This is a genomic window from Bradyrhizobium sp. (assembly GCF_049798375.1).
Lineage (GTDB): Bacteria > Pseudomonadota > Alphaproteobacteria > Rhizobiales > Xanthobacteraceae > Bradyrhizobium.
In genome coordinates this window covers 1-13,175 of sequence record NZ_JBARGP010000353.1, presented here as the reverse complement: position 1 = coordinate 13,175, position 13,175 = coordinate 1, and the positions used below count along the sequence as shown (strand labels likewise).

Annotated in this window: 13 protein-coding genes; 8 read left to right on the top strand and 5 right to left on the bottom strand. The window is 65.0% G+C overall.

Annotation, left to right across the window (positions count from 1 at the left end):
- Nucleotides 1–64 precede the first annotated feature (64 nt).
- The 4 genes from WA702_RS14925 to WA702_RS14910 all read left to right on the top strand — a co-directional run bounded on the left by WA702_RS14925 (nt 65) and on the right by WA702_RS14910 (nt 3,764).
- Nucleotides 65–298, top strand: coding sequence for a hypothetical protein (locus WA702_RS14925; protein ID WP_425111306.1), 234 nt, complete (start codon nt 65–67; stop codon nt 296–298).
- Nucleotides 299–321: 23 nt separating this feature from the next.
- The gene (locus WA702_RS14920) at nt 322–918 is read left to right on the top strand and encodes an SCO family protein (RefSeq protein ID WP_425111305.1); all 597 of its coding nucleotides are present in this window, start codon (nt 322–324) and stop codon (nt 916–918) included.
- Nucleotides 919–1,015: 97 nt separating this feature from the next.
- A complete protein-coding gene (locus WA702_RS14915; RefSeq protein ID WP_425111304.1) occupies nt 1,016–1,930 on the top strand; it encodes a transporter substrate-binding domain-containing protein in 915 nt (304 codons plus the stop codon).
- Nucleotides 1,931–2,126: 196 nt separating this feature from the next.
- Complete coding sequence (locus tag WA702_RS14910) at nt 2,127–3,764, top strand: lysine--tRNA ligase (protein ID WP_425111302.1); 1,638 nt, start codon at nt 2,127–2,129, stop codon at nt 3,762–3,764.
- A gap of 154 nt (nt 3,765–3,918) precedes the next feature.
- Here WA702_RS14910 and WA702_RS14905 read toward each other — a convergent pair whose 3' ends face one another.
- Nucleotides 3,919–5,277 (bottom strand): FAD-dependent oxidoreductase, encoded by a 1,359-nt coding sequence (locus tag WA702_RS14905; RefSeq protein WP_425111301.1) that lies wholly within the window; start codon nt 5,275–5,277, stop codon nt 3,919–3,921.
- A gap of 206 nt (nt 5,278–5,483) precedes the next feature.
- Between WA702_RS14905 and WA702_RS14900 the strand changes: the two genes are divergently transcribed.
- From WA702_RS14900 to WA702_RS14890, 3 genes are all read left to right on the top strand, one after another.
- Nucleotides 5,484–6,263 carry a class II aldolase/adducin family protein gene (locus WA702_RS14900; protein ID WP_425111300.1) on the top strand — a complete coding sequence of 260 codons (780 nt, stop codon included), beginning with the start codon at nt 5,484–5,486 and terminating at the stop codon, nt 6,261–6,263.
- Between the two features lie 173 nt (nt 6,264–6,436).
- On the top strand, nt 6,437–6,781 hold the full coding sequence (locus tag WA702_RS14895) for a DUF952 domain-containing protein (protein WP_425111299.1): 345 nt from the start codon (nt 6,437–6,439) through the stop codon (nt 6,779–6,781).
- The gene (locus WA702_RS14890) at nt 6,778–7,872 is read left to right on the top strand and encodes a quinone-dependent dihydroorotate dehydrogenase (RefSeq protein ID WP_425111298.1); all 1,095 of its coding nucleotides are present in this window, start codon (nt 6,778–6,780) and stop codon (nt 7,870–7,872) included. The genes WA702_RS14895 and WA702_RS14890 overlap by 4 nt, the downstream gene beginning before the upstream one ends.
- 135 nt (nt 7,873–8,007) lie before the next feature.
- On the opposite strand, the gene WA702_RS14885 is transcribed toward WA702_RS14890, so the two are convergent.
- The 4 genes from WA702_RS14885 to WA702_RS14870 form a co-directional block, all read right to left on the bottom strand.
- Nucleotides 8,008–9,294 carry an MATE family efflux transporter gene (locus WA702_RS14885; protein ID WP_425111297.1) on the bottom strand — a complete coding sequence of 429 codons (1,287 nt, stop codon included), beginning with the start codon at nt 9,292–9,294 and terminating at the stop codon, nt 8,008–8,010.
- A gap of 123 nt (nt 9,295–9,417) precedes the next feature.
- Entirely contained in the window at nt 9,418–9,720 is a 303-nt protein-coding gene (locus WA702_RS14880) for a DUF6460 domain-containing protein (protein WP_425111296.1), read from the bottom strand.
- Nucleotides 9,721–9,826: 106 nt separating this feature from the next.
- Complete coding sequence (locus WA702_RS14875) at nt 9,827–11,701, bottom strand: ATP-dependent DNA ligase (RefSeq protein ID WP_425111295.1); 1,875 nt, start codon at nt 11,699–11,701, stop codon at nt 9,827–9,829.
- Nucleotides 11,698–12,744: a ligase-associated DNA damage response exonuclease gene (locus WA702_RS14870; RefSeq protein WP_425111293.1), complete on the bottom strand. Its 1,047-nt coding sequence runs from the start codon at nt 12,742–12,744 to the stop codon at nt 11,698–11,700. Before WA702_RS14870 ends, WA702_RS14875 begins: the two co-directional genes overlap by 4 nt.
- A gap of 44 nt (nt 12,745–12,788) precedes the next feature.
- On the opposite strand from WA702_RS14870, the gene WA702_RS14865 reads away from it, so the two are divergent.
- A partial coding sequence (locus WA702_RS14865) for a tetratricopeptide repeat protein (RefSeq protein ID WP_425111292.1) occupies nt 12,789–13,175 on the top strand: 387 nt, incomplete at its 3' end.

The window sequence follows — 13,175 nt, the reverse complement described above, 5'->3', positions numbered from 1 at the left end:
CAGCATGGCGTGACCGACCGCCATCGCGCTTGCCTCGGTCATATCAGAGGCCTATTTCAGGGGCATGGAATTGGCCGTCGGCGGAGACGCCGGTGGCCATATGAGCCTCGCCATGATCCAGCCCGTTTCGACACCGCAACAGATGCCGTCGCAAGCCCGGCGCACCATACAGGTGGTGTGGATTGCTGTCGGATCCGGTGCCGGGATGTTGCTGGCTGGTGCACTGGCGCTGTGGGCTCACTATGGCGCAGCCGTGTTTTTCGAGATGATCGTCTCGGGCCTCCAGGCCTGCTTCTGATCGGCCGTTAACGGGAGTTGAAAATGCAGCAGAGCAGTTCGGCCCGTCCGCTGGTGATCGTTGGATCGTTTGCGGCCAGCCTCCTCGTCGGACTCATCCTGCTGTTCCTGGTGATGGGCGGCGGCAGGAATATTGCCGCGCCGGCCGCGATCGGCGGTCCGTTCCAACTCACCGACCAGAGTGGCGCGACCGTCACCGACAAGAGCCTGCAGGGCCGCCCGACCCTGATCTTCTTCGGCTTCACGCATTGCCCGGACGTCTGCCCGACCTCGCTGTTCGAGATATCCGAGGTGCTGCGGGCGATGGGGCCGGATGCCGACCGCGTGAACGCCTATTTCATCTCGGTCGATCCGGAACGTGATACCCCGGCGGCGATGAAGGACTATCTCTCGAGCTTCGATCCGCACCTCAAGGGGCTGACGGGCGATCCGGAGGTGATGGCCAAGGTCACCGCCGAGTACCGGGTCTATGCCAAGAAGGTGCCGCTCAAGGACGGCGATTACACCATGGACCACACTGCGCTGGTCTATTTGATGGACCGCGACGGCCACTTCGTCTCGCCCTTCAACCTCAAGCAGCCTCCCGAGCAGGCGGCGGCCGAGCTGAAGAAATATATTTAGCGCCGTTAACGATTTGGGACCTCCGGTTCCAAGTCGCATAATCGGCACTCGAATTTCGATAGGGATCATCTATAAGGCTCCGATCCCGAAATCGCCGGTGCCGACAGCCTTGCTCCAACGCGTAAGATCGCAGCCACTGCGGCGCCGCCTGATGGCGGGGCTTACGCTTGGCGTGCTTCTGGCTGCTGGCCTGGCGCCGGGTGTGGTCTCGGCCCAAACCCTGCCGAAGGCACCGGTCGAGGCTGCCCCCCAGGCCGTGCCCGGCTTCTGGGACCCGCGGCGCCGTCCCGAGCGGCCGGACCTGTCGCGGCTCACGGTGATTCGCTTCCTGACCGAGACCGATTACCCCCCGTTCAACTTCACCGGGCCGGACGGCAACCCGGCCGGCTTCAATGTCGATCTGGCGCGGGCGATCTGCGACGAGATCAAGGTCACCTGCACCGTCCAGATGCGCCGATTCGATACCCTGCTCGACGCGCTCACTTCCAATAAAGGCGATGCCGTCATCGCCTCGATCGCCGTGACGCCGCAGATGCGCACGCGGGTCGATTTCTCCGATCCTTATTACCGCGCGCCGGCCCGCTTCGTGTCGCGCAAGGAATCCGTATTGACGGACATCCGCCCGGAATATCTCGAAGGCAAGAAGATCGGCACCATCGCAGGCTCCGTGCATGAGGCCTACCTCAAGGCGATGTTCACCGACGCCGAGATCAAGTCCTATCCTGACAGCGACGCGATGCGGGCGGCGCTCAAGCGGGGCGACGTCGACTTCATCTTCGGCGATGGCATCTCGCTGGCATTCTGGATCAACGGCACCGATTCCGGCGATTGCTGTGCCTTCTCAGGCGGCCCCTTCGTCGAAAGCCGCTATTTCGGCGAGGGCATCGGCATCGCCGTGCGCAAGGGCAACGACCTGTTGCGTCAGGCACTGAACTGGGCGTTGTTCCGGATCTGGGAAAAAGGCCGCTACACCGATCTATGGCTGCGCTATTTTTCGGTCAGTCCGTTTTAGCGGCTTGTCGTCGTTCCGGGGCGCGTCGAAGACGGCGAACGCCGAATCTCGAGATTCGCGGACGAGGTCCGTAGGGTGGGCAAAGCGCAGCGTGCCCACCATCACCAGCACCGTCTTATCGGTGGGCACGCTTCGCTTTGCCCACCCTACGGTCTATAGTTGCGCCTTTGCTGCCTTCGGAGAAGCTGTTTCCAAAATGTCCACGATCGATCCCATCAGCCCGAGCGACCTGCGGGCGCTCGCCGAACAATCCAACGCCTGGCCGTTCGAGCAGGCGACAGCGATCGTGAACCGGCTGAAGAAAAACCCGAAAGACGAGGTGCTGTTCGAGACCGGCTACGGCCCGTCCGGCCTGCCGCATATCGGCACCTTTGGCGAGGTCGCGCGCACCACCATGGTGCGCCACGCCTTCCGCGTGCTGACCGAGGACAAGATCAAGACGCGCCTGCTCGCCTTCTCCGACGACATGGACGGCCTGCGCAAGGTGCCCGACAATGTGCCGAACCAGGAGTTGTTGGCCCAGCATCTCGGCAAGCCCTTGACCAAGGTGCCTGATCCCTTCGGCACCCATGACAGCTTTGGCGCGCACAACAATGCGCGGCTGCGCTCGTTCCTCGACCAGTTCAGCTTCGACTACGAATTCGCGTCCTCGACCGAGTATTACACCTCGGGCCGCTTTGACGCCGCGCTGCTGCGCATGCTGGAGCGGCTGGAGAAGGTGATGGCGATCATGCTGCCGTCGCTCCGCGAGGAGCGCGCGGCAAGCTATTCGCCGTTCCTGCCGATCTGTCCGCGCACCGGGCTCGTGCTGTACGTGCCGATCACGGAGCACGACGCCAAGGCCGGCACCATTTCCTACGACGATCCCGACACCAAGGAGCGCGTCACGCTGCCCGTCACCGGCGGCCATTGCAAGCTGCAGTGGAAGCCGGACTGGGCGATGCGCTGGTATGCGCTCGGTGTCGATTATGAAATGGCAGGCAAGGACCTGATCGATTCGGTTAAGCTGTCCGGCAAGATCTGTGCGGCGCTCGGCGGCACGCCGCCTGAGGGCTTCAACTACGAGCTGTTCCTCGACGACAAGGGCCAGAAGATCTCGAAGTCGAAGGGCAACGGACTGACCATCGACGAGTGGCTGCGTTACGCCTCGCCGGAATCGCTGTCGCTGTTCATGTACCGCGAGCCGAAGGCGGCGAAGCGGCTGTATTTCGACGTGATCCCGCGCAATGTCGACGATTACCAGCAGTTCCTCGAAGGTTATCCGAAGCAGGACGGCAAGCAGCGGCTCGGCAATCCGGTCTGGCACATCCATTCCGGCCATCCGCCGAAAGCCGACATGCCCGTCACCTTCCAGTTGTTGCTGACCCTGGTGTCGTCGTCGAATGCGGAGAATGCCGAGACTTTGTGGGGTTTTATCGGCCGCTACCGTCCGGGCGTAACGCCGAAGACGCATCCGAAGCTCGATGCTTTGGTCGGCTACGCCATCAACTATTATCGCGACTTCGTGGCGCCGACCAAAACGTTCCGCGAACCGACCGAGGGCGAGCGGGCAGCGCTGCAGGATTTGCGCGATGCGTTGTCGAACCTGGAGACCAACGCCTCAGCCGAGGATATCCAGAACGTGGTCTACGAGATCGGCCGCCGCGAGCCGTTCCTCGACCATAAGAAGCAGGGCAAGGACGGCCGCCCCGGCGTGTCGCTCGACTGGTTCAACATGCTCTACCAGGTGCTGCTCGGCCAGGAGAAGGGCCCGCGCTTCGGCTCCTTCGTCGCGGTCTACGGCGTGCCGAACGCCGTCAGCATGATCGACGGGGCGCTGGCGCGGTCGGCGTAATCCAATCGCTCGTCATTCCGGGGCGCGACGCATAGCGCCGCCAACTCGGAATCTCGATCTGATAAGTTCGTTCAATAGGCTCGAGATTCCGGATCGACGCGCTGTTCGCGCGTCGTCCGGAATGACGGCTGTTGGCTTTTCCCGCGCGTCGGCCTTACGCATCGGTGCCGAGATAGGCGGCCTGTTCGACCAGCCTTTTCTGCAGCGCGGTCACATCGAGCTCGCGAAGTGAGATGTTGGTTGTCTCAGCGGCGACCATCGCTGCCGCGGTGCCTGCGGCCTGGCCCATCGCAAAGCAGGCGCCGCTGACGCGCGCCGCTGACTGGCCTTCATGCGTCATCGAGGCGCAGCGGCCGGCGACGGCCAGATTGGAGACGCCTTTCGGCAGCAGCATCCGGAACGGCAGCTGGCAGAAGCCGCGGCTGCCGTCCGGAAAAAATCCCCACTCGACCTTGCCGGCGACATGCATTTCCATCGGCCAGGCATTGACGCCGATGGTGTCGTCGAAATCGGCGCAGCCGACGATGTCCTGCCCGGAGAGCTGATAGAGGCCATCGATGCGCCGGCTCTCGCGGATGCCGACCTGTGGGGCGATCTCGACGATATGCGCGTGCGCGAAGCCGGGCACCTCGTTCTTCAGGAAGCGGAAATATTCCTGGATCTGCCGGCGGCCCTCGATCTCGCCATCGCTGAGCTGCAGCGCATCGGTGGCGTCCATCACGCTGCCCTGCGCGTTGCGGATCTGGGTGACGTTGACGCGCCATTCGGTCGGGTTCTTCTGCGGCCGGACGATGGCGCCTTCGCGCGGAAACCGATAGCCGCGGCCGGCGGCCTCGCTCATCAGCCGGTCGATCGTCTTGAACTCGCCGATCGCCGCAATTGCACTAATAGGATCGACGCCGCCGACCCGGAACATCATGGTCGGAAACAGGCCACCGCCATGGCCGTCGCCGGTCTCAAAAGGGACGCCGGCGCGCGCCGCCAGGTCAGCGTCGCCGCTGCAGTCGATGAACAACTTGGCCTGGATGGCGCGACGGCCCGACTTGGTCTCGACCACCAACGCAGTGATGCGATCATTCTGCATCACGACATCGACGGCGACGGCGTGGAACAGCAGCTTCACGCTGGCGTCGAGCAGGAGATCGTCGGCCGCGCATTTGAGCGCGGAGACGTCGTAGGAGCGGACCGTGATCCGTCCCTGCAGGCCCTGCTGCGGCTCGTTGAGGCCGCCCAATTTGTCGAGCCGGTCCAGCAGTTCGTCGACAACGCCGTGCACGACCTGACGGGTTTCGCCATGCACCAGCCCGAACAGGCCGGCGAAGTTGGTCACGCCACCGGCTGTGCCCATGCCGCCGAGGAAGCCATAGCGCTCCACCAGCAGGACATCGGCGCCATTTCTGGCAGCCGAGGTGGCGGCGGCGAGACCCGCTGGGCCACCGCCCACGACCACGACGTCGTAAGAACCGAGGACGCCGGTGTCACGGTTCGACTCGCGAACAACTGTTTGAACCAAGACGATCTCCCTGACGTGTCAGCACCGGCGCTGCCCTCTGTAACGCTGAAGACGCCGGTCGACCAGCGCGAACGCGCAGGGCTTGCAAATCGAGATGGGAGGTCCGCTGCGATTTCAGCCGATGCTGCGCCCGCTCTGGGTTACGATCCGGACATCAACAATCGCCCGCCCGTAAGAGGCGGGCCAAGCGAGCAGGGAGAAGGCGCATGCAATTCAGGGTTTCGCCGAAGACGCTGGCCGAGTGCAGCACCGAGGCGTGGCAGGCGCGGGTCGATCTCGCCGCTGCGCACCGGCTCGCCTACATGCACGGCTTCAGCGAAGGCATCTTCAATCATCTGACCTATGTCGTGCCTGATCATAGCGACCGCTACTATCAGATCCCGTTCGGCATGCACTGGTCGGAGGTGACGGCGTCCTGCTTCATGGAGGTCGGGATCGACGATGGCCTGGTGAAGAGCGGTGAAGGCGACGTCGAGCGCTCCTGCTACTGCATCCATGCGCCGATCCACAAGGCGCTGCCGCAGGCCAAGGCGGTGTTCCACACGCACATGCCGTTTGCCAGCGCGCTCACCCGTTTGGAGGATCCGCGCATCAAGGAGATCGGCCAGACCGAGGTCGGCATGTCCGGCCAGATCGCCTATGACGACGAATACACCGGCCCGGCCTTCGATCCGGCAGAAGGCGAGCGGCTGGCGCGGGTGATCGGCAACAAGACCATTCTGTTCATGGCCAATCACGGCATCGCGACGGTGGGCGAGACCATCGCCGCCGCCTATGACCGGCTCTATTATCTCGAGCGCGTGGCCCAAGTGCAGATCTATGCAATGTGGACCGGCCAGCGGCTGAAGCAGCTGCCGGATCCCGTGGTCGAGAAGACCAGGCAGAGCTTTGCCGGCGGCAGCATGTACAAGCCGGGCCCGGCACAGCGTCATTTCGACGCGCTGAAGCGGATTCTGGACCGCAAGGAGCCGGACTACGCGACCTGACAGGTCCGGATACCGCGACGTCCCGACTACCAGAGTCGGTAGCTTGATTTCCTGCCTGATTCCTTTACCCCTTCAGGGACCGGGCGGCCTTGAGTTCGGCCGCCCCGCCCATACGGTCGGCGGCCAGCCCAAAAAAGCCAACAAACTCAACATCCCAAGCAGGACCTTGAGACGTGCCCAAAATCTATAAAATCTGCTCCGCATCGGCGTGGCGTGAGGCCGAGCGGCAGGGCACCTATCGGGGCAGCGCTGATGATGCGAGGGACGGCTTCATCCATTTCTCGACGGCCGCGCAGGTCGAGGGCACCGCGCGCAAGCATTTTGCCGGCCAGACGGCGCTGTTCCTCGTCGAGGTCGAGGCCGACAAGCTGGGCGACGCTCTGCGCTGGGAGCCCGCGCGCGATGACGAGCTGTTTCCGCACCTCTATGGCGAGCTCGATATCGGCGCGGTGACATCGGTGCATGAGATGCACACGCGGGCCGACGGCAGCCACGACATTCCCGAGTTGAAGCCGTGATCCGCGCCTTCGACACCTTCTCGCTGCCGCTGTTGCGCTGGCTCGATGCCGAGGATGCGCATCGGCTGGCGATCCAGGGTCTGAAACTGCTGCCTCCGGTGAAGTCGCGCCCGGATGACAGCAAGCTCGCGGTTCGCGCTTTCGGCCTTAACTTCCCCAACCCGGTCGGCATGGCCGCCGGCTTCGACAAGAACGGCGAGGTGTCGGACGCACTGCTGCGGCTCGGGTTCGGCTTTGTCGAGATCGGTTCGGTGACGCCGAAGCCGCAAGCCGGCAATCCCAGGCCGCGCCTGTTCCGCCTTGAGCGCGACGAGGCTGTCATCAACCGCATGGGGTTCAACAATGATGGCGCCGACGTGGTGCTGCGGCGGCTCGCCGGCCGCGCTCATCTCGGCGGCATCGTCGGCGTCAATATCGGCGCCAACAAGGATTCGTCCGACCGCGTCGCCGATTATGTGCGGCTGATCGAGACCTTCGCCACGGTGGCGAGCTACTTCACCGTCAACATCTCGTCGCCGAACACGCCGGGCCTGCGCAATCTGCAGCAGGCGTCCCAGCTCGACGATCTCCTTGCCAAGGTGATCGAGGCGCGCAATCGCGTCCGGGAGAAATCCGGCGACACCCCGGTGCTCTTGAAGATCGCGCCCGATCTCAGTCTCGCCGAGCTCGATGACGTCGTTCACGTCGCCCGCTCGCGCCGGGTCGACGGCATGATCGTGTCCAACACCACCTTGTCGCGGCCCACGACCTTGCGCGAGCAGACGCGCGTCAAGGAGCAGGGCGGTCTGTCGGGACGGCCGCTGTTCCGGCTCTCGACCCGGATGGTGGCGGAGACGTTCGTGCGCGTGGAGGGGGCGTTTCCGCTTGTCGGCGTCGGCGGCATCGACTCCGGCGGCGCGGCACTGACCAAGATCCGCGCTGGTGCCAGCCTGATCCAGCTCTATTCCTCGCTGGTCTACAAGGGCATCGGCTTGGTCGATTCCATCAAGGCCGATCTCGCCTCGACGCTTCTGCGCACCGGGCGCGACCAGCTGTCGGAGATCGTCGGCGCCGATGCCGCGACGATCACGGCGGAAGACTGGCCGGTTTAAGCCCAGCTGTCATCGTCCGCGAAGGCGGACGATCCAGTACGCCGTGGTGCCTCGGTTCAATCACCGCTGTCACGGAGTACTGGATGCTCCGCCTTCGCGGAGCATGACACTGGAAAATGCTGCAACTATTCGGGCTCACTTGCTTCCAAACGACTGCCTCACCAGCGCCGGGTAGCGCGCCGCCTGCAGGCCGCCGCGGGCGGCGTAATGGACCAGGAAGGCGATCCACAGCGCCGTATTGCCGAGATCGCGCAGCGCGAACCAGCTCGCCAGGAACAGCGCGAGCGAGACCACCATCAGATTGCGCATGTCGCGCGCCCAGGTCGCGCCGATATAGATGCCGTCGAAGCCGAAGGCGAACACCGCAAGCAGTGGCGAGACCGTCACGTAGAGCAGGAAGTCGCGCGCCGCGAGCCGCACCGGCGGGCTCAAAGTCATCGCATCGATCAGCGCAGGCCCGAACAGCGCAAGCATGATGGTGACCAGCAACGAGAAGCCGAACCCCCAGGCGATGACGAGGCCGGTCGCGCCGGTGAACGCGCGCCGGTCGCGCGCGCCGATGGCATGGCCGCAGAGCTGCTCGGCGGCATTGGCGAGCCCGTCGAGGAAGAAGGCGCTGACCAGCAGGAAGTTGTTCAGCACCGCATTCGCCGCCAGCGTCACGTCGCCGGCGCGCGCGCCTTGCGCGTTGAAGAACAAAAACACCCCGATCAGCGCCGCGGTGCGGATCATGATGTCGCGATTGACGACGAACATCCGCTTCAGCTTCTCGGCGTCGAGCAGCACCTGCCATGATGCCGCCAGCCCTTCGGCTTGCAGACGGCGCGCGACGATCAGCCCGAGCACGATGCCGGCGCCTTCCGCGATCACGGCGGCGCTGGCTGCGCCTGCGATGCCGGCGTCGAACAGCGTTACAAGCACCAGGGTCGCTGCAACATTGATGAGGTTGATGGTGATCTGCACGGCCAGCGCAAGCCGCGCGCGCGCCTGCCCCACCAGCCAGCCGAGCACGACATAATTGGCAAGCGCAAGTGGCGCGGACCAGATTCGGATCGCGAAGTAGGTCCGCCCCGCATGGCTGACGGCGTCCGAGCCGCCCATCGCGTCGAACACCAGCGCCGCCAGCGGAAGCTGCAATGCGATCAGGACGGTGCCGACAAGAGCCGCGATCAGCAGTCCGCGCACCAGCACGATGCGGACTTCGTCGGTCTCGCCGGCGCCAAGCGACTGCGCGGTGAAGGCGAGCGTGCTCATGCGTAGGAAGCCGAACAGCCAGAACAGGCAATCGAAGATCACCGAGGCCATCGCGACACCGCCGAGCAGGCTGGCTTCGCCGAGCCGGCCGATCGCCGTGGTCGCCACGATGCCGATCAGCGGCGTGGTCAGGTTGGCGACCATCGCCGGCCCGGCGATGGAAAACACCTGTGCGCTCGTGACGGGAGCCGGTCTCGGTTGATGCAATTTCGCCTCGCTGGCGGAGGATACCCATATCCTCCGCCAGCGCGTCGTTTAGCGGCGTTCCCCGTGTGAGGCTAGTCCTTCAGGTTATCGGCCGCGTGGCGCGAGCACGCGCGACAGCAACCAGATCGGGATCACGATCACGGCGCCGAGCAGGAAATAGCGCCACAGCCAGTTGAAGGCATCGAAGCCGAATTCATAGAGCCGCTGCACCAGCAGGCGAATGCTATAGATGATGTTGAGCGGATCGAAGCCGATCGCCGACAGCACCACGCCGACCAGGACCGACAGCAGGATCAGCCGGAACGCCACCGCGAGCGGCGAGCCGCCGAGAAAGCGGGAGAGGTTATCCTGGCTGCGGGCCGGGTAATCCCTGACGTCGTTCGACATTCCATTCATCTCCGGAAGCGGATTCGCACACTATTATAGGCGACGCAGGGCAGGTGGGGAACCTGCCTGCGCGCCGCAAGCGAGTTACCGGCATTTAATCTCGGGATTATGGCGACGTTTCCGCCTTCAGCATCCTCTCTAGCGTCTCCAACCGGTCGGCTTCGCGCGGCGGCTTGTCCCAGCGCAGGCGATTGATGCGCGGGAAGCGCATCGCGACGCCGGATTTGTGTCGCACCGAGCGCTGCAGCCCCTCGAAAGCCACTTCCAGCACCAGCCCCTGGTCGGGTTCATGGACGACGTGGCGCACCGGGCCGAACTTTTCCGTGGTGTTACGGCGGACGAAGCGATCGATCTGCAACAGCTCCTCATCGGTGAAGCCGAAATAGGCCTTGCCGACCGGCACCAGCTGGTCGCCGCCTTCGCCGGGCGTCCAGACCCCGAACGTGTAGTCGGAGTAATAGGACGAACGTTTGCCGTGACCGCGCTGCGCATACATCAGCACGGCATCGATGATGTGCGGATCGCGCTTCCACTTCCACCACTGACCCTTGGGCCGTCCGGGCAGATAGAGCGCATCCCGCCGCTTCAGCATCACGCCCTCGACCGCCTCGGCATCCTCGCCGCCGCCGGCCGCAGCCGGATCGGCGCGCGCGGCGGCCAGCTCGTCCCAGCTCGCAAAGGCAATGGTCGGCGACAGGTCGACGCGCGGATCGTCGAGCTTCTTGACGAAGGCTTCCAGCCGCGTGCGCCGCGCGGCAAAGGTCAGCTCGCGCAAATCGCTGTCCTCGTCGTGGAGCAGGTCGTAGGCGCGCAAGTGGATCGGATAGTCCTTCATCAGCTTCGGCGACACGGTCTTGCGGTTCAGCCGCTGCTGCAGCACGTTGAAGCTCTGCACGCGGCCGCCGCGCAGCACCAGCAGCTCGCCGTCGAGCGCACCTGGCAGATGCAGTGACGGCAGCAGGTCCGGGAAGCTTGGCGTAATGTCCTCGCCACTGCGCGAATACAGCCGCGTCACCATGTGGCCATCGGACTCGCGGCCGCTGACCGCCTGCACGCGGATGCCGTCCCATTTCCATTCGGCGATGTAGTCGGCCGCATCCATATTGGCAAAGTCCTCATCCTCCACCGCATGCGCCAGCATCACGGGACGGAACGGCGCCGGATCGCGATTGACCGGCTTGTCGGCGCGCCCCTCCAGCCAGGCGAACAGGTCGAGATAGGGCGGCGTGAGGCCGGGCCAGATCAGCTCGACGTCATGCGGGTCCTTGTTGCCAAGTGCAGCGGCCGCGGTCTTGGCGAGGCGCGCGGAAATGCCGATGCGCAAGGCGCCGGTGACGAGCTTCAGCAGCGCCCAGCGGCCGGTCTCGTCGAGCTCGTCGAGCCAGCGCGAAAGCTGCCGCGGCAGCTCGGTCTTGCCGAGCGTGCGCAGGGTGGTGACGACCTCGGTGAGGGTGGGGGGCGGCGGGTTGTTGTGGAAGTGTGGAAGCCTTGATTCCTCATTCGCATCGAATGTGCGGTACCCCCCTCCCTGACCCTCCCCCACAAGGGGGGAGGGAACGGTGAGAGCGGCGCCCTCGGAGAGAAGATATGTGTCCCCGTCACTGTCGGCTGTCGCGCGAGATATCAGTCCCAGCCTCCGCTCGGCTCCCTCCCCCCTTGTGGGGGAGGGCTGGGGCGGGGGGTAGCCCGGAAAAGATTGCTCGCGATGCGCCTTCGGCCACATCAGCGCGACCGTCTCGGACAAGTCGCCGACATAATCATAGGACAACGCGAACAGCGCCGGATCGGTGCGGGCGGCGATCAGGTCGCGGATCAGGCCGGGCTTGGCGTGCTTGAACGACAGCGCGCCGGTGAGTGCCGCCAGTGCGTAGCCGCGGTCGGGATCCTCGACTTCGCGGAAATAGGCGGTGAGCAGGCGCAGCTTGTTGTTGCGTCCGGGCTCATAGGCCAGGCGGTCGAGCAGCTCGGCGAAGCGGTTCATGCGTCCGCTTCCTCCGTTGCCACCACCTCGCTCTCCTCCTCGTCGCCATAGCCGACCAGGTCGAGCGGCCGCGCGGCAAGGCCCTTGGTCTTGCACCAATGCACCAGCGCGTCTTCCTGGCCGTGCGTGACCCAGATCTCGGCGGCGCCGGTCGCGGCGATCGTCGCCGTCAGTCCGTCCCAATCGGCATGGTCGGAGATGACGAGCGGCAGCTCGACGCCGCGCTGGCGGGCGCGCGCCCGCACCCGCATCCAGCCTGACGCGAACGCCGTGACCGGATCGGGGAAGCGACGAGTCCAGAGGTCGGAGGTCGCGCTGGGCGGCGCCAGCGTGATGGTGCCGGCGAGATCGGCCTTTTTCATGCCCTTCACCGGGCGCAGCTCGCCGAGCGGAATGCCCTTATCGGCGTAGTACCGTGTGATCTTGTCCATCGCGCCATGCAAATAGATCGGCGCGTCGTAGCCGGCCTCGCGGATCAGTGCGATCACGCGTTGGGCTTTCCCAAGCGAATAAGCGCCGACCAGATGCGCGCGCTCCGGGAACAACGCAACGGAGGCGAGCAGCTTCTTCACCTCGGCCGCAGCATCGCCATGCCGGAACACCGGCAGGCCGAACGTCGCCTCGGTGATGAAGACGTCGCATTGCACCAGCTCGAATGGCGCACAGGTCGGGTCGCGCACATCCTTGTAGTCGCCCGACGCGACGACGCAGGTGCCGCCGCTGGAGACCTTGATCTGCGCCGAGCCCAGCACGTGGCCCGCCGGATGGAAGCTCACGTTGGTCTCGCCGAGCCTGACCTGCTCGCCATAGCCGATCGCCTGCGTGCTGCCAGCGAAATTCTCGCCATAGCGCAGCCGCATGATGTCGAGCGTTTCCTGCGTCGCCAGCACCGCACCATGGCCTGATCGGGCGTGATCGGAATGGCCATGCGTGATCAGCGCCCGTTCCACCGGCCGCGTCGGGTCGATATGAAAACCGCCGATCTGGCAGCACAGGCCGGCGGTGGCAGGCATCAGGATGTCTTGCGGGCGCATTTCTGTCATATAGGGCACATCAGCAACCGATCGAGTCCGCAACCAGTTCCATCATGCCTGGCCGCCTGTTCCTCTCTTCCGGCGATCTGATCGCCGACCGCCGCTATGAATTCGCCCGCGGCCTGCAGCGCGAAGGCGATCTCGCCGCTGCGGCCGAGGTGCTGGAGCAAGCGATCGAGGTCGCACCGAAGTTCGCATCGGCCTGGTTTTCGCTGGGCGATATTCGTGAGGAGCTTGGTGAGCGGGACGCGGCGGTCGCGGCGTTCCAGAAGGCCGGTGCAGCCGATCCCGACGATCGTCACGGCGCCGGTGTGCGGCTGATGCGGCTTGGCGCCGTGCCCGTGGCCGCGATGCCGCAGGCCTATGTGCGCTCGCTGTTTGATCAATATGCGCCGCGCTTCGATGCCGAGCTGACGCAGCGGCTGCATTATCGCGCGCCG

Bases quoted from the DNA above. Each gene is read 5' to 3' on its own strand.
- WA702_RS14925 (WP_425111306.1), top strand. From the start codon at position 65: ATGGAATTGGCCGTCGGCGGAGACGCCGGTGGCCATATGAGCCTCGCC.
- WA702_RS14920 (WP_425111305.1), top strand. From the start codon at position 322: ATGCAGCAGAGCAGTTCGGCCCGTCCGCTGGTGATCGTTGGATCGTTT.
- WA702_RS14910 (WP_425111302.1), top strand. From the start codon at position 2,127: ATGTCCACGATCGATCCCATCAGCCCGAGCGACCTGCGGGCGCTCGCC.
- WA702_RS14900 (WP_425111300.1), top strand. From the start codon at position 5,484: ATGCAATTCAGGGTTTCGCCGAAGACGCTGGCCGAGTGCAGCACCGAG.
- WA702_RS14880 (WP_425111296.1), bottom strand. From the start codon at position 9,720: ATGTCGAACGACGTCAGGGATTACCCGGCCCGCAGCCAGGATAACCTC.
- WA702_RS14875 (WP_425111295.1), bottom strand. From the start codon at position 11,701: ATGAACCGCTTCGCCGAGCTGCTCGACCGCCTGGCCTATGAGCCCGGA.
- WA702_RS14870 (WP_425111293.1), bottom strand. From the start codon at position 12,744: ATGACAGAAATGCGCCCGCAAGACATCCTGATGCCTGCCACCGCCGGC.